Raw genomic sequence first — 26280 nt, 5'->3', positions numbered from 1 at the left:
TGGGGTTGATCTATTTGTAAGACCGCTCGGTTCATAACTGTGCATGTCTCCGGCGAGAGTCTTCAGGAAAGCCGGATGCGGGAAATCCGCACGTCCGGTTTGAGGAGGGGGAGGGGATACCCCCCTCCCTACTCTACTGCCTCTGTGTGATAATATTTTTTTTAAAAATGAGAAAACCACATGATACTTAATGATATTGCGAATGAGTTTGACCAGTGCATCAAGTGCGGGCTGTGCCTGGCCACCTGTCCGGTCGGGAAGGCCCTCTTTCTGGAGAAGTACACGCCGAGGGGAAAGGTTCAGCTGGCCAAGCGGTATGCCGCCGGAGACCTGGAGATCAGTAAACAGTATCGGGACATCTTCGCCAAGTGCCTCCTTTGCGGGTCATGTACTGTGACCTGTCCGAGCGGCGTGGATCAGAAGGCCGTATTCCTTGCCATGAGGGAGGAGATTGTCAAGAAACAGGGTCTGCACCCGAATGTCAAGGCAGCGGTGGATTCGCTCCTCGTGAATCATAACATATCGGATGAGGACAACGCGGAACGGGGAGACTGGCGGGACGACATTCGGGGTCTCCCCGAGCATATGTACGAGAAGGAACATGCGGACGTGGTCTACTTTGTGGGGTGCGTGGCCTCTTTTTTTCCCATGGTCCAGTCGATTCCCCGGAACATGGTCCGGATTCTGGAATCGGCCGGGGTGAATTTTGCCATCCTGGCGGGCGAGGAGTGGTGCTGCGGGTTTCCGCTGATCGGCGCGGGGGCCCCCGAAGAGATGAAGGCCCTGATGGACCACAACCTGGAGAAGGTCAAGGCCCTGGGCGCCAGGGAAGTCGTGTTTTCCTGTCCCTCGTGCTACCGCACCTGGAAGGAACACTACCCGACGGACCTGAAGCTTTCCCATTCCACGCAGGTTATGGAAAGACTGATAAAAGAGGGATCCATTTCACTGGGAGAGCTGAAAGAGACCGTGACCTATCACGACCCCTGTGATCTGGGAAGAAATGCGGGCGTTTTTGACCCGCCCAGGGAGATCCTTCGGGCCGTCCCCGGACTCACCTTTGTGGAGCTGGCAGGCAATCGCAATCAGAGCGTCTGCTGCGGAGGGGGCGGCAACCTGGAGATGGCGGACGCGGCCCTCTCGGGCCGTGTGGCCCAAAACAAGATCGAGGAGGTCCGGCAGACCGGGGCCCGGACCGTGATCACGGCCTGCCAGCAGTGCGTCCGGACCATCAAGGGAAAAGCGAGACGGGAAAAGCTCGATCTCGAGGTGGTGGACATCACCGATATCGTGGTGAGGTCCATGTCTCACGGATAAGGGGAGTAATTTCCTTTATGAGAAGTGTGCTTTTCGGTCTGTCCATCGGCTTTCCGACCTTGCCGCTGATTGCTTTTTGGGGATATTTTCGTATCCATTATTTCATGAAGGGGGACCATCATGGCTGATAAGACTGCACAACTGCTGTACGGCGAAAATCCGCTGACGCTGCGATTTCCCGACTCCGTATCACTCCTGGAGATGAAACCGATCAAAGGTCTTTCGGATCCTGAGGGCGCGGTTTACAAGGCCCTGGCCGATCCCATCGGGAGCCCCCCTCTGTCCGAGATAGCCAGGGGGAGGAAAAACGCCTGCGTGGTGATTTCCGATTTTACCCGGCCGGTCCCCAATAAGGTGATCCTTCCGCCTCTATTAAAGACCCTTGAAGAGAGCGGCATACCCAAAGACAAGATCACTATCCTGATCGCCACGGGGATGCATCGTCCCAACCTGGGGGAAGAACTGATCTATCTGGTGGGTCGGGACATTGCGGAGCATTACCCGATTGTGAACCATTATTGTCGCGATCCGGAAACCTACCGGAAGGTCGACGAGATCGACGGGGCCCCGATCGAGATCAATAACCATTATTTGGATGCGGACCTCAAGATATTGACCGGGCTGATTGAACCCCATTTCTACGCGGGGTACTCCGGAGGCCGGAAGGCCATCCTCCCCGGCATCTCCAGCTATGGAACGATGAAGTTCATGCATTCCTTTAAGATGATCGATCATCCTAAAGTGAGCAACTGCATCATCGAGGGAAACCCGTTCCATGACTATGGGATCCGGGTGACGGAACTGGTGGGTGCGGATTTTATCCTGAACGTGGTCATCACCCAGACCCGGGACATCGCAGGGGTTTTTGCCGGGCATTATGACCGGGCCCACCTGGCCGGCTGCGATATGGTCCGCTGGCACTCGGTGATCGATCTGGACGAGCGGGTGGACATGGTGATCACATCGGGCGGCGGATTCCCGCTGGATGCCACATTCTACCAGATCAGCAAGGCCCTGATTTCTTCCAAGGACATCCTGAATCGAGGAGGAACCATTGTGGTGGCCTGTGAATGCAGGGAGGGTCTGGGGAACCCCGAGTTCTGCGAGATCATGCGCTCCGGGTGCGGCTATCAGGAATTCTGTGAGAAGTATTCCGATCCGAAGGACTTCATCATCGATCAATGGTGTTCCCAGAGCATTTACCAGGCCGTGAACCATGCGGGTCCCATCTATGTCTATTCCCCCGGAATGACAGGCGACGACCTGAAGGCCATGGGGATGATCAAGATTGACGACCTGCAGGAGACCGTTAACAGGCTGCTGCCGCAACACGAAAAGGTCATGGTGGTCCCGGAAGGACCCTATGTGGTGGGGAGGGTGAAGGATCGGGAATTGGAGGATTAAGGGATTAGGGGATTCAGGAATTAAGGGATTGAGGGATTCAGGGATTCAGGGATTGAGGGATTATTGAAGTAATTGAGAGTGGTGAATGGGGATGTGTTCTAAATACAGGGGACCATGGAAATGGGTGAGTGTCCGGGTCGCGGGCATTCTGATGGGGATGCTGGTCTTGTTCGTCCTCAATCTGCCTGTGGCCGCGGCCTCCTGGGTCATCGATCCTGCACGATTCCATGCTTCTGTGCATGGTCAGATGTCCTGCCAGGATTGCCACCAGGACATCGCTGACAAGGACCTCCATCCTGATCCGAACCAGGTAACCAAGAGCGCAAGGGATTTCTTCCATGTGGATCATTGTCTGGGCTGTCATGACGCCGTCCTGGACGATCTCGAAGGGGGGATGCACGGGTCTCTGAAGGTCAGGTCCGGCGACAACTATCAGGACTGCCTCCGCTGTCACAATCCCCACTACCAGGCCCGGCTCAATGATCCACAGGGGACCGGGTATGATCCTCAACAACCGCTCTGGAATCAGTGTGGCGCCTGTCATGAAGCCCATAATGCGCTGCCGCCTTTTTCGGCGGAAGATGCGGCCTGCATGACCTGTCACCGTTCCATTGCTGCGGATGATCCTGAAGAGACGGAACAGCTTAACGCCCTCTGCCTTCATTGTCATGGCAGGTCCGGGACACGTGCTCAGACCATCACACAACAATCCGTTCCCTTGATCGATGAGGCTTCACATGAGGGCACACCGCATGCTGAGCTGGCCTGTACCACCTGCCATCAGGATGCGGCATCCTACACCCATGATGCGCAGCAACCCCGGGACTGCGGACAATGTCACCTGCCGCACCATGAGAAGACGGCCGGAAGCGCCCACCTGACCGTTTCGTGCCAGTCGTGCCATCTCAAAGGCGTCAGGGCGGTGAGAGACACGGAATCCAACTGCATCCTGTGGGAAAGAGAGCGCACCCCGGACGGGATGTCCATTGTTCATGAGATGGTGCGGTTTGACTCGGATACCGCCTGTCAGCGATGCCATTTCGCCGGCAATCCTCTGGGGGCCGCGGCCATGGCCCTCCCTGCCAAGAGCGTTATCTGCATGCCGTGCCACACCGCCACCTTTTCCGTGGGGGATACCATCACCATTGTTTCGCTCCTGATCTTTCTATTGGGTCTGGTCCTCTTTTTCTCTTTTTATCTAAGCGGTTCCCTTCCGGGAACAGCCGGGGGAAATTCCGTTACCAGGCTTTTCAGGTTGCTGGGAGGCGCTGTCCGGTGCGTTTTTTCCCAACGGATCATATGGATGACCCGGTCGCTTTTTTGGGATGTCCTGCTTCAGAGGCGCCTGTACCGGATGTCGCCCGGACGATGGATGATCCACGCCCTCATCTTTTATGGGTTTATATTCCGGTTTTTCTGGGGCCTGATCGCCCTGTGCGGGTCTCTTTTGAAGCCGGAATGGCCTGTTGTCTGGCACCTGGTAAATAAGGACTACCCGTTGACAGGATTTCTGTATGACCTGACAGGGGCAATGATCCTGGTCGGGGTTGCCCTTGCCTTTGCCAGGGGGGTGATCAGGCAAAAAGGCCGCGCCCCCGGCCTCCCTGAACAGGACCGGCTGGCCCTTGGGCTGATCGGCGGGATTGTCGTCATCGGATTTGTACTGGAGGGGATGCGGATTGCCATGACCGGATATCCGCCCGGTTCGGCATACAGCCTGATCGGCTTCGGGATCGGCCTCCTCTTTTCGTTTCCCCGGGGGCTGGTGGAGGTTTACGGATATGTATGGTATATTCATGCGGCCCTGACAGGGGCGTTTATCGCCTATATCCCCTTCAGCCGGCTCCTGCACATTATTATGGCGCCGGTGGTCCTGGCCATGAATGCATGTAACGGAAGTGACTTTCGTGAAATTGGGGAAAAGAAGGATTGAGAGAGGGATTGAGGAATTGTTTGGTTTCGGCCGCCAGGCCGCCTTGGGTCTTTTTGGTCCTTGATGTCTTTTTTTGGGGAAAACACAATGGATGAAAAATTAAAACAGGATCTGATTCGGATTGTGGGGGAGGCCAACGTCACCGATACCCTGATCGACAGGGTGTCTTTTTCCTATGATGCCTCGGAGCACAACCACCGGCCTGAGGGGGGTGTCTGGGTCGAGAGTGCGGAACAGGTGTCGGAGATCATGAAACTGGCCGACAGGGAGAAGATTCCGGTCATCCCCAGGGGCGCCGGAACCGGCCTGTCCGGGATGGCGGTCCCCATTGAAGGGGGGATCATCCTCGACCTGAACCGTATGAATCGGATTTTGAAGATCAGCATCGAGGATCGCCTCACCGTGATACAGCCGGGCGTGGTATATGCGGATCTGGAAAAGGCCCTGATTCCCTATGGGTTTTTTTTCCCGCCCGATCCGGCCAGCGGCAAAGTCAGCACCCTGGGGGGCAATGTGGCCACCAATGCCGGAGGCCTCAAAGGGGCCAAATACGGCACCACCCGGGATTACGTGCTGGGCCTGCAGGTGGTCCTTCCGGACGGGAGGGTCATGAGGACAGGTTCCAAGGCCATGAAGAGCGTCTCCGGATACGACTTGACCAGGCTCTTTGTGGGTTCTGAAGGGACCCTCGGGATCGTCACCGAGATCACCCTCAAGATCAATCCGAAACCGACCGCCACCAGCACCGCCCTTGCCACCTTTGACAATCTGGAGGATGCCGGGAACGCCATCAACCAGATCATGCACAGCGGGATCATCCCGAGCGCCCTGGAGATATTAGGGAGAGAGACCCTCACGGCCATCAATCAGAATACCGATCTCAACCTCCCTGAAGTGGATGCCATGCTCCTGGCGGAGACCGACGGATATACCCGGGAGGAGACCGATTATCAGCTGGGAAAGGTGATGGCGATCTTTCACCAGAATAACGCCCATGAGGTCAGACAGGCCGAGACCGCCAAGGACGTGGATGATCTCTGGGCCGCCCGGAAGTCGGCCTATGCGGTCCTGGCCAGGATCGAAAATAACTTCGTGCTTGAGGACGTGACCGTTCCCATGACCCAGATCACTGCGCTTCTGAACGGGATCCACGCCATCTCCGAAAAGCACCGGATACGGATCGCCACCTTCGGCCACGCCGGCGACGGCAATCTCCATCCCCAGATCCTCTACAACGGGTATGATCCGGAACAGGTAAAACGGATGGAAGCGGCCACCGCCGATCTCTTCAGGCTGGCCATCGACCTGGGCGGCACCCTCACCGGCGAGCACGGCATCGGTCTCTCCAAGGCCCCCTTCATGACCCTGGAGCACGATCCCGTGGCCATGGACGTAATGCGTTCGCTCAAAAAGATGTTCGATCCCAACAATATCCTCAACCCCGGCAAGATGGGACTGGAGGCTTAAGATGACGTCCAAGTACGAATTTGAAGAGAAATTCCGGGACCAGGTACTGCGGTGCTCCCGGTGCGGGTTCTGCCAAGCCGTATGTCCGGTGTTCGGGGCCACGCTTCGGCCGGCCCTCAATGCGCGGGGGAAGATGCTCCTTCTCAAAGAGGTCATGGACGGGAAGATCGATCTGAATGATGAACTGATCGAGACCCTGTTTCAATGCACCACCTGTGCGAGCTGCTATGAAAACTGTCCCTCCGGTGTCAACGTGCCTGAAATCATCAAGGCAGCCAGAAAGGACATGGTCAAGGCGGGGTCGTGCCACCCGGCCTTCAAGGGGATGAACGAGGTGCTGGACAAGCACACCAATATCTATGCCGAAGCCGAAGCCGAGGATTTTGACAGGAAGAAGAACCAGCAGGCTGAAAACGTCTATTTTGTCGGCTGCGTCGGATTGTACCGCGAGGACGAGTCCACCTCCGCGACCCTGGATCTCCTGGACCGTATCGAGGTGGACTACACCCTCATTGACGAGGTCTGCTGCAGCGGGGTGCTGGAAGATGTGGGCTTTCCGATCAAGGACCACCTTGCCCGAAAGAATATCGACGCCATTTTGGCTACGGGGGCCAAAACAGTGATTACCGGCTGCCCCTACTGCTCCCGCACCTTCGACAACAAGGCCCAGTATGCGGAACTGAAGGAGCGAGGGATCAAGGTTATCCACATCACCCAGTTCCTTCAGGGATTTGATTTCGGGGTCACCACGGACAAGCGGGTCACCTACCACGACCCCTGCGACCTGGGAAGACATTGCGGGATCTACGAAGAACCGCGAAATACCATCCGGAAGATCGCCCCTGATTTTGTGGAGATGGCGGACAACCGGGAAAGCGCCCTCTGCTGTGGGGCCGGCGGCGGGGTCAGGGGGGCCTATGCCAAGAACTCCATCGCCATGGCGCGTCGGCGTCTGGACCAGGCAGAGGCGGTGGGGGCCGAGATCATCCTGACGGAATGCAATTCCTGTGTCCATAACCTGGCAAATGCCAAACTGCGAAAACAGAAGTTCAAGATCTATAATACCCCCCAGTTCATTAATGAACTGATGGAAGAGGCGGAAGAAGGATAGATTTCTAAAGCGGATACCCGCAATCAAAACGGCTGTGTGCTGTCCCGTGATTCCGGCTGGAATCGTGCCGGAATGACGGAAGGCTAAGCGTGCAGTGGAAGGATGGCCGTATTTTCTTGTTTTTCATGACAGAAGAGGGAATAAGGGCCTATGATGTCGGCAACCCCGCGGGTGCTGCGGGATCGGGTTTCAGGCTTCAGGAATACTTTTTCTTACAACATGGTATCAATTGCGAGGCATTAAGGCTTAAGGAGGAAATGTGATGGAGATGCACGGATACAACATGCCGGAGGACCTTTACTACGAGGAAAACCATTTCTGGATCAAGGAAGAAGGCGACCTGTTGGTCATGGGGATGGATGACTTTGCCCAGGTCATGGCCGGGGAGATCGTCTATGTTCAGCTTCCGGATGACGGCAAGCAGCTCAAGAAGGGGAAGAAGTTTGCCAAGATCGAATCCGGCAAATGGCTGGGGAAGGTCTTTGCCCCCGTGAATGGAGAGATCGCGGCCGTCAACGAGGAACTGGAGACCAATCCCGGGCTGATCAACGACGACTGTTACGGCAAAGGCTGGATGTACAAGATCCGTCCGGACGACAAGGGGGAGATGGAAACCCTGATCCACGGAAAAGAGGCCATAGAGAAGTGGCTGTTGGCGGACATCGAGAAATATAAAGAGGAGTAGCCGGCGAGCGGCGAGCAGGGAGCAGGGAGCGGGGAGTAGCAGTAAGCTGTGAACGGCTCAGAAACGAGTAATCCGCAACAAAGACCTGATGTCTGTGGTCAGGAATCAGAGATCAGGAAAAACCCAACGAACTCAATAAACCCAATAAACCCAACAAACCCCAAAAATGAGCGACCAGCAACCAGTAACGAGTAACGAGTAATCCCGCTGAAGACGGGATTTCAGCTACGCTTCAACCAGCAACCAGTAACGAGCAATTCCATGTCCAATCAGGATTACAGTGTCAAACAGCTTCTGGAAACAGGGGCCTGCACCAACTGCCAGGCCTGTGCCGATGTGTGCCCTGCGGTGTCGGCATCCAATGATGGGAAGCTCTCCGCCATTTCCCGCATGAAGGGGCTCAGGGAGGTATTGAAAGACCGGGGGGGAGTATTTCGCAGGCTGTTCAGCCGAAAACGCCTTTCAGAAGAGGCATTACATCATTTCAGCGACACGGTCTTTCGGTGCACTCTCTGCGGCAATTGCCAGGAGGTCTGTCCGGTCGGCATCCATCTCAAGGATCTGTGGCTGTCGCTCCGCCAGGATATGGTCAACTCGGACCACTATCCCAAAAAAATAGATATGATCCGGGAAAACCTGGGCCAAGAGCACAATGTCTTCGGAGAGGACAATGAGGAACGGGCCGATTGGGTCGAGGATATGGACGCGCCCCCGGACGACGGATATATCAGGGAAAAGGCCGATATCGTCTATTTCACGGGATGTACGGCCGCCTATTTTCCCCTGGCCCAGAAGATTCCCATGGCCCTTGCGGAGATCCTGGACAGAAGTGGCGTGGATTTCACGCTCCTGGGGGAGGCGGAGTGGTGTTGCGGGTTTCCCATGCTGGGGGCCGGGTTGAAGGATATGTTCCAGGAGTTCATGGCGCACAACCTCTCTGTCATTAGGGAGAAGGGCGCCACGGAGATCCTCTTCGCATGCCCCTCCTGTTATGCCACCTGGCGTGAGCATTATCCGGATGAATTCAAGACGACCCATGCCAGTCAATTTTTAATCGAGTTGATCAAAAACAATCGCGTTCCCCTTAAAGAACTGGACTTGACCGTCACTTACCACGATCCATGTGATCTGGGCCGGGGGACCCGGGTGTTTGAAGAACCGAGAGAGGTGATTCGTGCGATCCCGGGGGTCCGCTTCGTAGAACTCCCTCATAACCGTGAGAGCTGCGTCTGCTGCGGGGGCGGTGGAAACCTGGAGATGGTGGATGCCAAACTGTCTGCGCGGATTGCAGAACAGAAGATAAAGGAGGTCCTGAGCACGGGTGCGGATGCGGTGGTGACTTCGTGCCAGCAGTGTGTCCGGACCATGATGACCTATGTCCGCCGGAACAAGCTCCCCCTCGATGTCCTCGACATTACCCAGCTCATTCACCGTGCCCTTGCGGAATAAGCGATTCAGTCCGCACAAAATCCGAACAATTTTTACCTGTGCGATCAGGTTTCCCAGTTCCCATCGGTCGTTTTCCATCCGGTGCCCGTGGGGGTCTGTTCTCCCGCCGCCGGAAAACAAAATGGGTGTGTATTGTTTGAAGGCCGGCCCCCGTACTTTGAATCCTGTCAGGAATGCAGCGGGAACGCACCTGGTATGAAGGCGCCCCTTTGGGGTTGTAACGACCGGATTTTAAAGTTATACTGCCGCTCCCATGAAGTGTGCCGGGTTTTTGGCCCGCGGATGACGGGAGAGAAAGACCCCATGCGCCAACCCCGCAGGCCATGGATATTCAGGAGGATTGATTGAATCATATGCAGAAGATGGAAGCCCGAATCAAAACTGACCTGATTGAGATTGTCGGTCCGGAAAATTTCACCAATGATCTCATCGATCTGGTCGCATATTCCTATGATGCCTCCGACAACGATCACCGGCCCGAAGCGGCTGTGTGGCCCGCCAACACTGAGCAGATCTCCCGGATCCTGATCCTGGCCAATGGGGCCGGGCTTGCGGTGATTCCCCGCGGAGCGGGGACCGGTCTGGCAGGTTCGGCGGTTCCGGCATGCGGGGGTCTGGTCATGGATCTGTGCAGGATGAACCGAATCGTTGATATCCGGATTCCCGACCGTCTCGCGGTTGTCCAGCCGGGCGTGGTATATGCCGACTTGCAGAAGGCCCTCTCCTCCCATGGATTTTTCTTCCCGCCGGATCCCGCCAGCGGCAAGGCCTGCACCATCGGGGGAAACGTGGCTACCAATGCCGGAGGGATCCGGGGCGCCAAATACGGGGTGACGCGGGATTATGTCCTGGGGCTGGAGGTGGTCCTGCCGGACGGACGCATCCTGCGGACCGGGTCATCCTGCATGAAATCCGTTTCCGGGTATGACCTGACCCGTCTCTTCGTAGGCTCGGAAGGGACGATCGGCGTTGTCACAGAGATTATTCTGAAGATCAATCCGAAGCCGACGGCATCCAGCACAGGGCTGGCCCGCTTTGCCCGTCTGGAGGATGCAGGACAGGCGGTTACGGACATCATGCATTCCGGCATTATTCCGAGCGTGCTCGAGATCCTTGATGAAAACACCATCAAGGTGCTCAGGGAACACGGCGGCATGGACATTCCCGATGCCATGGCGATTATCCTGGTGGAGACCGATGGATATACCGGGGCCGAGACCGCTTACCAGATGGAAAAAGTGGTCTCGGTTTTCGAGAAAAACCATGCCACCCATATACAAACCGTCGATACCAAAGAGGGGGCGGAGGCCCTCTGGTCCACCCGGAGGTCTGTGAGCAGCGTCGCTGCCCAGCTTCGGACCAACAACGTCTCTGAAGACGTGGCGGTCCCCATCTCCAAGGTCCCCGACCTTCTCACCGGTATCTCCGCTATTATGCTGAAGTATGGTCTTCCCTTTGTCATATTCGGGCATGCAGGGGACGGTAATCTCCATCCCAAGATCATGTACGACGCCGCTGATCCGGACCAGGTCCGGCGGGCAGGGGCGGCAGTGGAGGAGATATTCAGACTCACGTGCGGGCTGGGGGGCACCCTTACGGGAGAACACGGCGTCGGGCTCTCCAAAGCTCCCTTCATGACCCTCGAACACGATTCCGTGGAAATGGACGTCATGGCGCGGATCAAGCGGCTTTTTGATCCCAACAATATCCTTAACCCGGGCAAGATGGGACTGGGAGTATGAAGGTCATCGCCCGAAAAAAAATGGGATGACGCTGACGACGATCTACCCCATAAGGCATCAACTTTTTCGCAGGTTGTCCGGCAAGGCGGGATTACAGGCTTAAAGCCTTAGGCAGCACTCCTCAAACTGTAGGGCCCCTGATTCGGCGGGTTCAGAGGCTTGCTTGAGAGGTATGTATGACGAAAAAAATACTGCTGGTCGATAATGATCGATTTATCCTGGAAGTGATCAGTGATCTCCTGACAAAGGAAGGGCATGAGGTCTCCACAGCCGAAGACGGGCTTTCGGCGCTGGACGTCCTGGAGGTCTTTACCCCCGATATCATATTCGTAGATATGGTTATGCCCAATATCGACGGAAAGCGGCTATGCAGGATACTGCGCAAGATGGAGGTCTTGAAGAATGCATATATTGTCAGCCTCTCTGCAACAGCCATAGAAGACTTGGGCGAGATCGAGGCGTTGGGTGTCAATGCAAGCATTGCCAAAGGGCCTCTTGATCAGATGGCCAAGGAGATCCTTGGGGTGCTGGGACAATCGTGGGATACCTCCTCCCAACTGCTGGGGGGGAAGACGCCTCAGTCGGAAGCGATCAGACAGCGGCGCATCACCAGGGAACTCCTTTTGGGCATGAGGCATCTTGAAGTCATATTGGAGCAGATGGACGAGGGGATTTTCGATATTGCTTCGGACGGAAGGATCGTCTATGCCAATCGAGGCGCGTCCGAGGTAACGGGTTTGCCCGAAGAGGATGTGCTGGGGCACTATTTTCCGGACCTTTTCGCAAAAGATGATCGTGTCCGGATCGCCAAATTTCTTGAGGATGAAAGTGACCATGCCAAACGGATATCTGAGGAATGCCCACTGTCGTTGAACGGGAAACAGGTGACCATAGATGTGCAACCCATCCCCGGGGATGATGGGAAGGTCATCGTCATCCTGAAAGATGTCACCCATCAGAAGGAGGCTGAAAAGGCCCTGAAGAAGAGCGAGGAACGGTATCGGCTCCTGTTTGAAAATGCCAGTGACGCCATATTTGTCTTGCAGGAAGGGAGGATAAAATTTCCCAACAAACGGGCCGTTGAGATATTCGGCATGGATCGGGCAGACCCGGCTGAGATCCGTTTTCTCGATTGCGTCCATCCTGAGGAGAGGGATGCTGTGGCCGAAAGGTATCGACGGGGATTGGCCGGGGAGGAATTTTCCGGCACTTATGCCTTCAGAATCCTGCACCGGGCGTATGAGGAGTTATGGGTGGAATTGAATTCAGTCCCCATCCGATGGGAGGAGAAGCCGGCCATTCTCAGTTTTCTGAGGGATATCACCGATAAGAGGCGGCTGGAAACCCATTTCCACCGGTCTCAGCGGATGGCCTCCATCGGCACCCTGGCCGGGGGCATTGCCCATGAGTTCAACAACCTCCTGATGGTCATCCAGGCGAATGCCTCTCTGGCACTGTACGGAAAAGATCCAAGCAGCCCTGAATGCGAAAGGTTGAGGAACATCGAGGGGTATGTCCAGAAAGGGGCGGAGATGACCCGGCATCTCCTGGCCTTTGCCAGGGAAAGGAGATATCGGCCTGAGCTGACCGATCTCAATCAACTGCTGAAGCGGACCGAAGAGTTGTTTGTCCGCACCAAAAAGGAAATCAGCGTTCATCCCACATATCAGAAGGGGATCCTGATGGTGGAAGTGGATCCGGTGCAGATCGAGCAGGTCCTGATGAGCCTCTGTATCAACGCATGGCAGGCCATGCCGGACGGCGGGGTGTTGTTTTTGGAGACGAAAAACATACGGCTTGGCAGGGAATTCGTGCATACCTACGGAGTAGACCCCGGCAGGTATGTGAGAATATCTGTCAGGGACACGGGTATGGGCATGGACGCCTGGACCCTGGAAAAAATATTCGAGCCCTTTTTCACCACCAAAACCGTGGGACAGGGGATGGGCCTGGGGTTGGCCGCCGCCTATGGAATCATCCGGAATCATGGCGGGATCATGGACGCGAGCAGTGAGAAAACCAAAGGAAGCACCTTCAACATATACCTGCCGGCATCGAAGCAAGAGAGCCCGGGAAAAGAGGGTGGGGATCGTGATCAGGGCCTGTTGTTATGACCGATCCTAAGAAGCATCCACCCGCAGGTCTCTCCTGGGCCATCTGGGGGCTGGGGGCTGCCTTTTACCTGAGCGGTTTTTACCAGCGGGTGGCGCCGGCCGTGATGACAGATCACCTGATGGCCGATTTCAGTATCGGTGCCGCCGCCTTGGGGAACCTCTCTGCGTTCTATTTCTACAGCTATGTCGCCATGCAGATCCCGACAGGGATTCTGGCCGACTCTTGGGGACCCAAAAAACTCCTCACTACCGGGGCATTTATTGCGTGTTTAGGGGCTTTTCTCTTTGCCATGGCCCCCGTCCTCATCCTCGCCAATATTGGACGTCTACTGATTGGGGGGGCGGTGGGCGTGGCCTGGGTTGCCATGCTCAAGCTCTCCATGCACTGGTTTCCGCCGCGGCGGTTTGCCCTGACCAGCGGCCTGGGCCTTTTTTGCGGCGTGGTCGGGGCCGTGTCCGCGGGTGTGCCGTTGCGGATACTGGTGGAGCACTTCGGGTGGCGGCCGGTGATGCTGGCCTCGGCGGGCGTGTCTCTTGCCATCGCCGTGGCGATCTGGATCGTGGTACGGGATGATCCGTCCGAACGGGGGTATGCCAGTTTCATCCCCTCTGCCAATATCCGGCCGGATGCCGCCGCATCGGTATTTGCCGGTTTATTGAAGGTATTTCATTACAAGAACACCTGGCTTCTGTCCATTGCGCCGGCCGGCATGGCCGGCCCGGTCCTGGCCTTTTCAGGCCTGTGGGGGGTACCGTTCCTGTCGACCCATTACGGCCTCTCTCCTGCCGAGAGCGCTGCCCTGACCTCGGTTCTGTTGATCGCCTGGGCCTTCGGAGGGCCTGTGCTGGGGGCGATGTCAGACAGGATCGGCCGGAGAAAGCCGCTGTATGCGGCGGGCTGTTTTGTGGCCTGTGCCGGCTGGGGTCTGATTCTGTTTATGCCGCAGTGGCCGGTATGGCTGTTGACCGTACTGATTTCCATCGTGGGGTTTGCGTCGGGTGCCATGATCATCGGTTTTGCTTTTGTCAAGGAATCGGTGCCCCCTTCGCTGACAGGGACCGTATCCGGCGTCTGCAACATGGGGGTTATGACGGGGGCCATGGTGCTGCAGCCGGTCATGGGGTGGGTCCTGGACAGGAATTGGAGCGGAGGTCTGGAAAACGGGGTAAAAATCTATCAGCTGAATGCGTACCAGTCCGCGTTCAGCCTGATGATAATGGGGTCGATTCTCTCGGCCGTCCTCATCTGTTTCACCACGGAGACCCACTGCCGGCAGTTGGTGGATTGAGAAAGGTAATTTTCACGTGGAGCTTTACAACCTGGGAAAGGTCCCCTGGGACGAGTCGCAGCTGATATACCATGCCCTGGCCAGATTGGGGCGGGAGGCACTCTCTCTGGTTTCTCCGGCCACCCCCTATGTCTGCATCGGATTTCATCAGGATGTGGAACAGGAGGTCGATCTGGGTTTCTGCAGGGCCAACCATATCCCCGTCTTCAGGCGCGAAGTGGGCGGAGGGGCGGTCTATCTTGACGGGCACCAGCTCTTTTTTCAACTGGTTCTTCACAAAAACAACCCCCAGGTCCCCAGGAACAAAGAGGCGTTTTATAGGAAATTTCTTCAGCCCATCCTTGACGTCTATCAAAGGGTCGGCATCCCTGTGAGATTCAAGCCGGTCAATGATGTGGTCGCAGGAACACGTAAAATATCCGGTACCGGCGCCGGCGAGATCGGAGATGCGGTCGTCTTTGTGGGGAATTTGATCGTGGATTTCGATTATGAGATGATGGCGAAGGTCCTGAGGGTCCCGGATGAGAAATTTCGTGACAAGGTCCACAAGACCCTCTACGATAATCTCTCCACCATACGGCGCGAGCTGGGCACGGATGCGGCAAGAGAGTGGACCGAAGCGCGATTGAACCGCCTCATGGGTGAGGCCTTTCAGGCGTTGCTGGGACCGATGACCCCCGGTGTCAGGGACCGGGCCCTGATGAAAAAGATGGATGATCTGAGAGAACGGATGCTGTCAGAGGAATGGCTCCATCAAAAGGGGCGGCCGCGGGAAGGCCGGAGCGTGAAGATCCGGGCAGGAATAGATGTTGTACAGAGGGTGCACAAGGCGGCAGGCGGGCTGATACGGTCGGACTTTGAAGTGGAGGAGGGACGATTCAGGCGAGTCCGCCTGTCCGGAGACTTCTTCTGCTTTCCCGAAGGGGCGGTTCACCTCCTGGAAGGGTCCCTTGACAGCAGAAGGATTGAATCGGCCCGCGACCTGCTGGCCGCCTTTTACAAAGAGACGGGTGCGGAAACGCCGGGCATCGAAATTGATGATTGGATGAAGGTCCTGGCGTACGGCGCATAAGGGACGAGTGAGAATTGACAACCGATCATGAGGGATTCTGAACCAACCGTAAACCTTCAATTACCGAGGAAAGGCATATGCGCCCATTAGACGGAATCAAGGTTACCGAGATGGCCGGTCTGGCCCCGTCCCCTTATTGCGGCATGCTGTTGGCCGATTTCGGGGCGGACGTGACTGTTGTGGATCGATTAGCCAAAGGAGCCCCTGAGATCCCCAATATCATGGAGAAGAACCCGTTTGACCGGGGCAAACGGTCTGTTCGGGTCAACCTCAAAACAGGTGAAGGGGTCGAGATTGTCAGAAGAATGATCCGTAATGCCGATGTCCTGGTAGAGCCTTACCGGCCCGGCGTGATGGAGGCCCTGGGATTGGGTCCGGATGAGGTGATGGGAACGAATCCCGGGTTGATTTACGCCCGGCTGACGGGCTGGGGACAGAACGGCGCTTATGCCGGTATGGCCGGGCATGATATCGACTACATCGCCTTGTCCGGGGCCCTGTCGCTCTTCCGCAGAAAGGGGGAACGGCCGCTCCCTCCCTGCAACCTTCTGGGGGATTTTGCCGGGGGCGGGATGCTGTGCGCCCTCGGCATTCTCCTGGCCATTGTTGAAAGAACCCGTTCCGGGAAGGGACAGGTGGTGGATGCGGCCATGGTGGACGGCGCGGCCAACCTGTCAACCCTCTTTTACGGTATGCTGGCCCACCACCTGATGACCCTCGATATCGGGACCAACGTTCTGGACAGCGGCGCCCCGTTCTATCAGACCTATGAGACCGCTGACAATAAGTTTATGGCGGTGGGGGCCATTGAGGGGAGATTCTATGCCGAGCTTCTGAAAGGTCTCGAGATCGATCCATCATCCCTTCCTCACCAGATGGATATGGGAAAATGGCCGGAGATGACCGAGCGATTCACCGCTGTATTCAAGACAAAATCCCGTGATGAGTGGACCCGGATCTTTGAGGGAAAAGATGCCTGTGTGGCCCCGGTCCTCGAATTGAACGAGGTGGAACACCACCCCCACAACAGGGAAAGAGAGATCATCCTGACCATTGATGATGTGCCGCAGCCGGCCCCGGCCCCCAGACTCTCCCGGACCCCGGGACAAGCTACCCCCGCAAGGGGCCGCCGGGGCGCCAACACAAAAGAGATGTTGGGCGATCTTGGGTATTTGGAAGAAGACGTCCAAAAATTTTTCCAGAACCAGATCGTTGAATAAGGCGGATAAGGCCCTTGACTTTCCGGGATTATTTACCATTTTCTTACAGGTATCGGAACATGGCCGACGGTTCGCATGCCGGAAGGGTTATGATTTGAGGGTGCCCATGCTCCATACACAAATTGTTGCAGCCCAAAACAACAAAAAGGGGTCATTCTTATGATTTCCCTCGGCTGTGAACGGGAGCACCGGCAATTTAAAAAAGAGGGGCATGTGCACGGATGGGGCTTACATGAGAATACTGGTTGTAGAAGACGACTCAAAAATCGCCTCCTTTATATCAAAGGGCCTGAAGGAGGCTGGATTTGCCGTGGATGTGGCCCATGACGGGGTGGACGGTCTTCATCTGGGGCTCACCGAGCCCTATGATGCGGCCGTGGTGGATATCATGCTCCCCGGTCTTGACGGTCTCTCCCTGATCGAGCGGCTGCGCGCAAAGAAGATTGCAACCCCGGTGATCATTTTAAGCGCAAAACGCTCGGTGGACGACCGGGTCAAGGGCCTCCAGGCCGGAGGCGATGACTACCTGACCAAACCCTTTTCATTTTCAGAACTCCTGGCCAGGATTCATGCCCTGATCCGGCGATCCACCCGGATATCAGAGCCCTCCACCCTTACCGCAGGAGAACTGACCCTGGATCTTCTGTCCCGCCAGGCCCGACGGAATAATGCGGATATCAGCCTTCCGGCCCGTGAATTCGCCCTGTTGGAATATCTGGTGCGAAACAAGAATCGGATTGTGTCCAAGACCTCCATACTGGAGCATGTGTACGATTACAGCTTTGATCCCCAGACCAATGTGGTGGATGTCCTGGTGTGCCGGCTTCGCAACAAAATCGACAGGGACTTTGACCATAAGATGATTCAGACGGTTCGCGGAATGGGCTATGTTCTCAAGGAACAGTAAGATCGGACTGACCTTCAGCCTGAAATTGAGCGCCCTTTATGCGCTCTTTTTTGTGGTCAGTTCCGGCGGCCTGTTTGTCGTCGCCTATTATCTTATGGATAACCTCATCGAGCAGCGGGAGCGTGAGACCGTCCGGGACCGGATCCAGGAGTACCGCGCCTGGTATGGGGAGGGCGGGCTCCGCGCGCTCAAGGCCCGGTTCGATCAACAGAGCGGTACGGCCAGGGACATCTTCTTTGTGCGTATCGTGGGTCCCCTCAACCAGGTCCTCTTTGTCAGCTTTCCAAAAGGGTTTAAGGGCGTTGACGACGGCCGGCTCAGGTCGGTGCCGCGCACGGAAGAGGAGTTGTGGCTCACCATCAAAGACCAGGCGGAAAAAGAGGCCTGGACCATCGGTATAACGGGGTTGCCGGGCGGCCTCAAGCTCCAGGTGGGAAAGAGTTCCACCCAGGCCCAGGAACTCCTGTCGTTTTTCAGGACCGTGTTTTTGATGTTCAGCGTCCCGATCCTCCTCTTGGGCATTGTCGGCGGCGGACTCCTGACCTTCCGCGCCATCCGGCCGATCCGTCATCTCATCCAGACCGTGAGAGATATTCTGAAGACAGGGAAGATGAGTCTGCGCGTTCCTGTACGGGGAGAACGGGGGGAGATGTATGAGCTGGTCTCTCTTTTCAACCAGATGCTGGACAGGAATGATTCCCTGATACAGGCCATGCATGACTCCCTGGACAATGTGGCCCATGATCTGCGGACCCCCATGACCCGCCTGCGCGGCGTGGCCGAACTGGCGCTCCAGGATGCCAGGGAACAGAATGCGTGCAGGGAGGCGTTGGCCGATTGCATGGAAGAATCCGAACGGATGTTGACCATGCTGAATGCCCTGATGGATATTGCCGAGGCGGAGACCGGGGCGATGCGGCTGGAGATCGGCGAGGTATCTGTCCCCGAAGTTATTGAGTCCATAATGGATCTCTATGAGGTGGTGGCAGAGGAGAAGGGGATCGCCATCACCGGAAATCTCCCCCAAGAGCTGGTTATCCGTGCCGATCGAATCCGCTTCCAGCAGGTCATGGCCAATCTCCTGGATAATGCCATCAAGTACAGCGGAAACGGCAGGGAGATAGAAATATCCGCCCGACCAGAAGATGCCTGTGCTGTCATCTCCATCTCAGATCAGGGGGTAGGGATCCCTCCCGCCGACATCAGTAAGATCTGGGACCGCCTCTACCGGGGGGATCACAGCCGGTCCCAGCGGGGGCTCGGCCTGGGCCTCAGTTTTGTAAGGGCGATCGTACACGCCCACGGCGGCACGGTCGGTGTGGAGAGCGAATTGAACAAGGGATCCAGATTTACGATCCGGATGCCGGTCGGGAACTGACTATTGATAATTGACAACTGAAAAAGTCTGGACCGGGGATGGGGTGCTGGATATTTGGAAAATGTGCTATCCGGTGCTCATGCGTCTTGCTGCTCCTGCGTCCTGCCTACTCCTTACTGCCCACTGCCTACTTCCTACTCCTACTGCTTACTTCTCACTGCTTACTGCCGCGCCTCACGCCTAATTCCTGTTAAACACCAGCGACTTTACCGTCACGGGGAAGACCTGGCCCGCCACCAGGGGTTCCCCGATGTCGATCCAGTCTCCTTCTGTCAGGATGAGTTCATCCAGGGACAGGAGATTCGTTTTAAGACCGGTCTCCCGGCGGATCACGTTCCCCACGCTGCAGGCGATATCCTTTTCAAAGATCAGGATGATCGGGAGACGGTTGATGATTGAACGGGGAAGGGCGGCCTCGATGGATTTTGCAAACAGCTCCAGTTCAGGGTAATAGGCCCTCACAGGGTCCTTGAAGTATAAGGCCACGACCTCTTCCCCTTCGGTAAGATCAAATCTCCGAAAGGAGGTCTGTATAGCGGAGATCACATGATCCCGGCTCAGTCGCTCCGCCTCCGCATCCACCCTGAGTACAGGGACGTTCTTGATGGGAAAGGATATTGCGTCATCCATAAATCCCGAAGAACCGGAGATGGACAGGGAGTACGCGCCGGCACCGATGACCGTTGCCCGGATCTTGTTTTTGGGTTCAATGATCGGGGCTGCCAGCCTGGGCGCCAGGGACCGTATCTTGTCGGCCAACGGCTTTCCCATATCATTGTAGTAGCCGTTGCCGCCGTAGATCAACTCTGCAACCCCGCCTGAGAACGAATATTCATCGATCTTGTGTGTAAAATTGAGGTTCTCCGTCATCATGAGCCGTCTGGCCAGGTCAGAGGTCGCCGGGCCGCTCAGGACCTCGATCAGGGCTTCGGCAAAGGCGGCGGCGATCCTTTCCATATCCTCTGCAGCGATTTGATCCCCTACCCGGTATTGGACGCCCAGATGCGTCATCACCTGTCGCGCCGGTTCGTCGACCCGCCAGATGGTGCCATCGGCATGTGCGGCCAGGAGCCTTCCTCCTACGGCGATGCAGCTCGTAGACAGGACCTCCCCATTCTTGGATATGGCCATATTGGATGTGCCGCCGCCGATATCGCAGGAAAGGATGGTCTTTCCGGTATCCCTTGACCGGGCGGCTGCCCCGGATCCGAGGGCAGTGATGAGGCTCTCGAAGTTGGCCCCGGCGGTGGCGGCCACAAAATCCCCGGCGCCTCTGGACAGGGCCTCCACGATCTGTCTGGCGTTCTCTTTTCGGGCGGATTCTCCTGTTACGATCACCGCCCCGCTCTGAATATCCGCGGGATCGATCCCTGCCCGCTCATACTCCTGGATAAAAAATAGGGATAGCTTTTCAATGTCGATGGTATCCCTGTCCAACAGCGGCGTATCGATAATCGTCCCTTCATAGATGATATCTCTGTTCCGAATTTCAAACCGCCGGGTAGGGGACTGGTGGTCCCTTTCCAGCAGGAGTTTGGAAAAGGCCAGATGACTGGTTGAACTCCCGACGTCCACCCCCACCGAAAGCAGTTCTATGGTGTTAATTTCCATTCATATCTCTCTTGTAAAGTCCAGAGGTTCTAAGGTTCAGATGTTTGAAACTCTAAGGTTCGGGGTTCCCTCCGGCAATTCTCGCGTAAGCCAAAGGACCAAAAAAAAGGAGGAGACGGATGCCTCAGCAATCCGCCGGCAACATCCGTCTCCTGTTGGAAATCCTGGATCCTGAGATCCGGAACACCGCAGTCCGTATCTTGATGACTACGCGGCCTGGAGGGCCGAAGCCTCTCTCTGTGCTGCGGAAAGCCTCTCGGCAGCGACCTTCTTCTTGCCTGTGCTGATCCGGTCCGCGTCCACGTATTCGATGGCCTTTACCTCGCAGAACCTTGCGCACTGGGGGTCGCCCCCGCACAAGTCACACTTGAAAACCTTTTTATCGATAATGTTGTAGTTCATTGCCCCGAAGGGACAGACCGCAACACATGAGCGGCAGCCGATGCACAGGTCATAATCGACGGTCACGTATCCGAGGTCCATGTCGCGGTAAATCGCCTTGACAGGACATACATCCATGCATGGGGCATCTTCACATTGCTGGCATGACATGGGGATATACAGACCCTCGGATTCCCATTTCATGACCTTGATTCTGCTCCGTGCAGGATTGGAAATCCCGTCGTGCATGACCGAACATACCAGCTCACACAACCGGCATCCGGTGCATTTCTGGTAATTTATCATCAGGACTTTCTCCATTGATCTTCTCCTCTCAAAATAAGCTCTTCCCTCCTGCCGGGGCCGGAGGGATTTTTTCAGATGACTGCCCCGTTTGGTTCAGCGGTCTTGAAAAAGGCCGCTCCGGGTGCATTTCGGGGCAGTATGCGGGCTAAACCAGATGGGACGGCTCATTCTCCAGGCCCAGGCGCTTCAGGGTCTCTGCCGTGGGCACGCCGTTTTCATCCCAGCCGTGATGCTCGTAGTATTCATCGATCATCTTCTTGAATTTCTTTCGGTCGATGGTCTTGCCGATGACATCCGGCGCCCCCCGCCTGCAGGGTTCATCAAAATAGCGATGATTAAGGGTGTCGCCTTTTTTGAGGTCATCACGGGTCAGACCTTCTCTCAAATTGAACAGCCGCTCAATGTTGTAACATCGTTCTGCCACGTCCCATATCTCTTTCGGGGTCAGCTCTATCCCGGTATTGTAATAGAGAACCTTGGCCCAATCCTCAAAGTTGGGAAGGGTCGCACCTAAAAAGGTGGTGTGGTATTTACAGATGCCGAGACAATCCACTCCCATGTAGCAGTTTTCCTGCCAGAAGACCTGCCACGGCTTTCCCTCATACGCGGTATGTTCGGAACTCAATGGCCCCTCGTAAGGAACTGGATTGCTGTATATCTGCCTCAGAATCTTTTCAGGGAGATGGTACAGGTCGATGGCCGGCCGGCTCCTCAGATGATCCGAACCCCTGGAACCGGTGGCGATGCCCAGGGCCAGGGCGGGCGTGGCCCGCTCATCTGAGTGGAGATTGTTCATCCCCTTGACCTGGATCAGATAATCAAAGGAATTTTTGCCTATCTTCTCAGCCGCCGGTATGCCGCCATCGGCCAGGGTGTCGCCCAACCACCCTTTCCGGTAACAGATGCGGTGGATCATTTCCAGAAGGGCCTCGTCATTGCCGAAACTCAGATCCAGCCCGTCCGTATCCTTGCTGGTGAGGATCCCCAGTTCATAGAGTTCCATGGCCCAGGAGATGATGCTGCCGATCTCCAGGTTGTCGATGCCGTACTGATCCACCAGGTGATTTCCTGTCAGGACGGTCTCGGCGCTCTTGCAGTCCGGCTCGCCGCCAAAGGCCCCCAGGGAGGTGTATTCCGGTCCCTCCTCGTATTTCCCTGCATAGGGACCTGAAGGAATCTTATACTGGGCCCGGCAATGAATCTGGCAGCCGAAGCACCCGGTCATGTGATAGGGTCCCATGGTCTCTTCACAGATTTCATCGATCCGCTCGGGTTCGATATCATCGGCATTCTCGCACTGGTTATACTGAAAGTTGCGTGTCCGGATGCCGCCCCAGCAGTTGGTGGCCCCCCAAATAAAAGGGGTCCCCAGGCTTCCCTGGGTCTGATTGACCTTGGCGCTGGTGATCTGATCGATGAATCGTTTATTGTACTCCAAGGCGTCCACCGGATGGGCGATCTTGATGTCCATGGTGCCCCTTGCGGCAATGGCCTTGAGATTCTTCGACCCCATGACGCAGCCCATGCCGGTTCTGCCGGCGGCGTTCTTGATGCCTGTCATCACATTGGCATAGGTCACCAGGTTTTCTCCGGCCGGGCCGATGACCGCGCTCTTGATCTCGTCATCCCCCAGTTCTTCCCGAATCGCCCATTGGGTATCCGTGGTGGTCTTGCCCCAGAGGTGTGCGGCGTCTCGAATCTCAATCTTGCCGTTGTGAATCCAGAGGTAGACCGGCTTCTCGGCCTTTCCCTTGATCACCAAATGATGGAATCCGGCCCAGGCCAGCTCCGGTGCAAAAAAACCGCCCATGTTGGCGCTCCCCAGCAGGCCGGTGAGCGGGGACTTGGCCATGAAGTGGGTCCTGGCCGTTGCAGATGCGCAGGTGGCTGTCAGGATGCCGCCGCTGACCATGAGGGTATTGTCCGGACCCAAGGGATCGCACCCCTTCTTTGTATGGTTATATAGCAAATAGGCGTCCAGGCCTCTCCCGCCCAGGAATTTTTTTCGCACGTCCAGCGGGATCGGTTTGATCTGGATGTCTCCGGTAGAGAGATCGATAAACGCTATTTTTCTGTTCAATGCCATCTTACTTGCCCCCCTTCTTTGCACCCTTTGCGGGCGCGGCCGCTTCTATCGCGGCCATTTTTTCTTCCGCTAATTTCCGGTTCACATCCCAGACCGGTCCGCGTATTCTGGGAAGGTTTTCGTTCACCCAGAACAGGCGGTACTCCATGCCGCAGGTGGGGCACTTCACATGCTTGGCCCCTGGAGCCGGCTGAATCCTTTCCATGCAACTCGGGTTGTGACACCTGATCTTGCCGAAGGTTCTGGTCTTGCGCAGACTCTCAGCTCCTGACAATGTCCCTTTTTCCATTGCCATATTTTCTCCTTTCCTTTTTTGGCTTTGCTTGCGTCTTGGTCTATTTCCTCGTCAGTCAAAACAATGCTAAGCTAATGATTTTCGTTTGAGTTGCGATATATACGCAGCCTATTTCCGTGAATTTCAGGTTTTTGTCCTGTCAACTCCCTGGACACGCGGCCCTTTCCCCCTGTCGGTGGACCAGTCCTTGAGAGGGAACAGCTTTTCGTATTCATCGAGCCTGCCGAGGACCTTCAAGCGGTCGATGATCAGCTGCCAGGCACAATCCGTATCCTCACCGATCTCGCACTTGCCGTTTTTGGAACCGCCGCAGGGACCGTTCAGGAGATGTTTGGCGCAACGCGACACAGGACAGATCCCGCCGGTAAAGGCTAGCAGGCAATTCCCGCAGCCCTGGCATTTCTCCCTCCATATCCCCGGTGCGTCCAGGGATCCCAAAAAACTGGTATTGAGCGCCGGAATCACCGGAAGCGTTTCCATCGCCTCTGCCACGGTCTGTACGCCTGCGCCGCAGGCGAGAGACAGGATCGCGTCGGCATCAGGAGGAATATTGAGAAAGGCGTTTACAAAATCCTTCTCACACTGTCTCTGAATGGTGGTGGTGTCAAAGACCGGCGGAAGGGATTGATAATGCCTGGGGTGTGCCAATTCCCTTGCAAGGGCGTCGGCGTTATTCGCTCCCCCTGTCAGGCAGATCGATACGCATCCGCCACAGGCAACGATAGCGACTTTCTTGAAATGCGAGATGGATTCGGCAATTTCATCTATAGGCTTCAGCTCAGCGACGATCATGTTGGGTCTCTCTGTTACTCTGTTTTTTCTTGAGAAATAATGCCTGTCTGGCAGCGAAATCAGCGCTCTTATGTTTCGGACAAAGGTGCTCCAGGGGCCTCCCCATGTTTCCGGACAGCGTCTTCTCCTGAGCCGCGGTGTAGAGGGGTTCTCCACATACGCTACAGTAAACCAGCCCGAGTTGGATGACCGCATCCCATCTGTTCTCCAAAAAATGCTGGAACTGGATCGCCTCCTGCGGGCAAACCCTCCAGCAGTTGGCACACCTGACGCACCTGGCCATGTTGTGCAGAATCGTCCTCTTTCCATCGGCGTCTTCGTAGCTCAATGCGTTTGCAGGGCAGTTCTCCACACATGACAGACATCCGTTGCAATTGTCACTGACTACAAAATAGGACATCAGGGTTGTCTCCTCGAGTAGAGGTTCAGAGGTTTCGGGTTCAAAAGTTCAGGGGTTATCGTTGCTGGTTCCTGGATATTGGATACTGGCTTGCCTGCTGCTTACTCCTTACTGCCTGCTGCTCGTGCCTCAAGGCTCATGCCTTGCGCCTTGCTCCTCCTACAAAACTCAGTCGATTCCTGGCCTCGGAAAGAGCCCGCTTCGTTCCACAATTTCCGGAACCGTTTCTTCCCATTCAATGGCCATGATGTGGAACCCGCTGACGCCTTCAACCTCTTTCAGCCGTTGAATGGTTTCCACACATATATTGACCCCCTCTGCAGGCTGATCCTTTTTAGGCACACCGCCCATCCGGTCGACGATTTCCTGCGGCACGTCCATCCCCGGGACTCGGGCTTTCATATATTTTGCCATGCCTGCCGACTTCATCGGGGTTACCCCCGCCAGTATGAAGACCTTCTCATGGAGTCCCCGGTCCCTGGCCTGTGCCATCCATGATTCGAACCGGGCAATATTATAGATACACTGGGTCTGAATGAACTGGGCGCCTGCGGCGATTTTTTTGGCCAGACGGGGGACGCGGATTTCAAAGGGATCTGCAAAAGGGTTGGCCGCCGCACCCACGAAAAGGCGGGGGGGTCGCTGGATGTCGTCGCCGCTCAGGAATTTGCCCTGGTCGCTCATATGCCTGACCATCTGAATCAATTGCATCGAATCAAGGTCATAGACATTCTGGGCCTCGGGACAGTCCCCGAATTTCTGATGATCTCCTGAGAGACAGAGTACATTCCGGATATCGAAGGACGCTGCCCCCAGTATGTCGCTCTGGAGGGCGATTCGATTTCTGTCCCGCACCACCATCTGCAGGATCGGCTCCATATCCATCAATTTCAGATGAATCACCGAGACCAGACTGCACAGCCGGGTCATGGCCGTCTGATTGTCCGTGACATTTACGGCATCTACATGGTCCTTGAGGATCGCGGCCTTTCTTTTGATGACATCAGCGTCGCTTCCCCTGGGAGGTCCACACTCCGAGGTGACGGCCAAATGTCCGCTGGAAAGGACTTTTTCAAGTCTGCCGGGTGTCTTTGTTTCCATGGCGTAAAAGATATTAGAAGATGTAATCCCGCCCGCGGGCCTCTGTCTCCGATACAGCCGTCGATCGGCCGGAAATTATATGGTAGTTCATGATACTGAACCCGAACAGAAATCCCACGTACATTAAAAGTACCACATTCCCGCCAGGAGTCAAGGAAAAAATGTCAATAAAGACACAGAATAATATAATGTTATGTCATATTTGATACTATAGAGATTC

Annotated in this window: 21 protein-coding genes; 14 read left to right on the top strand and 7 right to left on the bottom strand. The window is 56.0% G+C overall.

All coding sequences use genetic code 11. The features are described from left to right. Positions 1–180: 180 nt before the first annotated feature. The 14 genes from K9N21_15280 (at position 181) to K9N21_15215 (ending at position 19088) form a co-directional block, all read left to right on the top strand. Positions 181–1317 (top strand): (Fe-S)-binding protein, encoded by a 1137-nt coding sequence (locus K9N21_15280; GenBank protein MCF8145277.1) that lies wholly within the window; start codon positions 181–183, stop codon positions 1315–1317. Between the two features lie 120 nt (positions 1318–1437). Then, positions 1438–2721: a nickel-dependent lactate racemase gene (gene larA, locus K9N21_15275; GenBank protein ID MCF8145276.1), complete on the top strand. Its 1284-nt coding sequence runs from the start codon at positions 1438–1440 to the stop codon at positions 2719–2721. An 85-nt stretch (positions 2722–2806) separates the two neighbouring features. Then, positions 2807–4654, top strand: coding sequence for a cytochrome c3 family protein (locus tag K9N21_15270; protein MCF8145275.1), 1848 nt, complete (start codon positions 2807–2809; stop codon positions 4652–4654). Positions 4655–4741: 87 nt separating this feature from the next. Further along, the gene (locus K9N21_15265) at positions 4742–6121 is read left to right on the top strand and encodes an FAD-binding protein (protein ID MCF8145274.1); all 1380 of its coding nucleotides are present in this window, start codon (positions 4742–4744) and stop codon (positions 6119–6121) included. A 1-nt stretch (position 6122) separates the two neighbouring features. Next, positions 6123–7232 carry a (Fe-S)-binding protein gene (locus K9N21_15260; protein MCF8145273.1) on the top strand — a complete coding sequence of 370 codons (1110 nt, stop codon included), beginning with the start codon at positions 6123–6125 and terminating at the stop codon, positions 7230–7232. A 262-nt stretch (positions 7233–7494) separates the two neighbouring features. Beyond that, entirely contained in the window at positions 7495–7917 is a 423-nt protein-coding gene (locus K9N21_15255; protein ID MCF8145272.1) for a glycine cleavage system protein H, read from the top strand. A 261-nt stretch (positions 7918–8178) separates the two neighbouring features. Further along, positions 8179–9366, top strand: coding sequence for a (Fe-S)-binding protein (locus K9N21_15250; GenBank protein MCF8145271.1), 1188 nt, complete (start codon positions 8179–8181; stop codon positions 9364–9366). A gap of 362 nt (positions 9367–9728) precedes the next feature. Then, positions 9729–11108 carry an FAD-binding protein gene (locus tag K9N21_15245; GenBank protein MCF8145270.1) on the top strand — a complete coding sequence of 460 codons (1380 nt, stop codon included), beginning with the start codon at positions 9729–9731 and terminating at the stop codon, positions 11106–11108. A gap of 176 nt (positions 11109–11284) precedes the next feature. Further along, positions 11285–13222, top strand: coding sequence for a PAS domain S-box protein (locus K9N21_15240; protein ID MCF8145269.1), 1938 nt, complete (start codon positions 11285–11287; stop codon positions 13220–13222). Further along, positions 13219–14511: an MFS transporter gene (locus tag K9N21_15235; protein MCF8145268.1), complete on the top strand. Its 1293-nt coding sequence runs from the start codon at positions 13219–13221 to the stop codon at positions 14509–14511. The genes K9N21_15240 and K9N21_15235 overlap by 4 nt, the downstream gene beginning before the upstream one ends. A gap of 16 nt (positions 14512–14527) precedes the next feature. Then, positions 14528–15583: a lipoate--protein ligase family protein gene (locus K9N21_15230; protein ID MCF8145267.1), complete on the top strand. Its 1056-nt coding sequence runs from the start codon at positions 14528–14530 to the stop codon at positions 15581–15583. A 77-nt stretch (positions 15584–15660) separates the two neighbouring features. After that, the gene (locus K9N21_15225; GenBank protein MCF8145266.1) at positions 15661–16803 is read left to right on the top strand and encodes a CoA transferase; all 1143 of its coding nucleotides are present in this window, start codon (positions 15661–15663) and stop codon (positions 16801–16803) included. 232 nt (positions 16804–17035) lie between these two features. Beyond that, positions 17036–17710 carry a response regulator transcription factor gene (locus tag K9N21_15220; GenBank protein ID MCF8145265.1) on the top strand — a complete coding sequence of 225 codons (675 nt, stop codon included), beginning with the start codon at positions 17036–17038 and terminating at the stop codon, positions 17708–17710. Further along, a complete protein-coding gene (locus tag K9N21_15215) occupies positions 17691–19088 on the top strand; it encodes a GHKL domain-containing protein (protein MCF8145264.1) in 1398 nt (465 codons plus the stop codon). Before K9N21_15220 ends, K9N21_15215 begins: the two co-directional genes overlap by 20 nt. A 180-nt stretch (positions 19089–19268) precedes the next feature. On the opposite strand, the gene K9N21_15210 is transcribed toward K9N21_15215, so the two are convergent. The 7 genes from K9N21_15210 to K9N21_15180 all read right to left on the bottom strand — a co-directional run bounded on the left by K9N21_15210 (position 19269) and on the right by K9N21_15180 (position 26060). Beyond that, on the bottom strand, positions 19269–20699 hold the full coding sequence (locus K9N21_15210; protein ID MCF8145263.1) for an ethanolamine ammonia-lyase reactivating factor EutA: 1431 nt from the start codon (positions 20697–20699) through the stop codon (positions 19269–19271). A gap of 207 nt (positions 20700–20906) precedes the next feature. Continuing rightward, on the bottom strand, positions 20907–21401 hold the full coding sequence (locus tag K9N21_15205; protein MCF8145262.1) for a 4Fe-4S dicluster domain-containing protein: 495 nt from the start codon (positions 21399–21401) through the stop codon (positions 20907–20909). 130 nt (positions 21402–21531) lie between these two features. Further along, positions 21532–23472 carry an aldehyde ferredoxin oxidoreductase family protein gene (locus K9N21_15200; GenBank protein MCF8145261.1) on the bottom strand — a complete coding sequence of 647 codons (1941 nt, stop codon included), beginning with the start codon at positions 23470–23472 and terminating at the stop codon, positions 21532–21534. A gap of 1 nt (position 23473) precedes the next feature. After that, positions 23474–23767, bottom strand: coding sequence for a hypothetical protein (locus K9N21_15195; GenBank protein MCF8145260.1), 294 nt, complete (start codon positions 23765–23767; stop codon positions 23474–23476). A 123-nt stretch (positions 23768–23890) separates the two neighbouring features. Next, on the bottom strand, positions 23891–24559 hold the full coding sequence (locus K9N21_15190) for a methylenetetrahydrofolate reductase C-terminal domain-containing protein (GenBank protein ID MCF8145259.1): 669 nt from the start codon (positions 24557–24559) through the stop codon (positions 23891–23893). Then, positions 24546–24959: a 4Fe-4S dicluster domain-containing protein gene (locus K9N21_15185; protein ID MCF8145258.1), complete on the bottom strand. Its 414-nt coding sequence runs from the start codon at positions 24957–24959 to the stop codon at positions 24546–24548. The genes K9N21_15190 and K9N21_15185 overlap by 14 nt, the downstream gene beginning before the upstream one ends. A gap of 168 nt (positions 24960–25127) precedes the next feature. Beyond that, positions 25128–26060, bottom strand: a complete 933-nt coding sequence (locus tag K9N21_15180; GenBank protein MCF8145257.1) for a methylenetetrahydrofolate reductase — start codon at positions 26058–26060, stop codon at positions 25128–25130. Between the last annotated feature and the right edge of the window lie 220 nt (positions 26061–26280).

Source organism: Deltaproteobacteria bacterium, from assembly GCA_021737785.1.
GTDB lineage: Bacteria > Desulfobacterota > DSM-4660 > Desulfatiglandales > Desulfatiglandaceae > AUK324.
The sequence above is the reverse complement of the archived record's forward strand: the minus strand, read 5'-3'. Positions and strand labels throughout refer to the sequence as shown.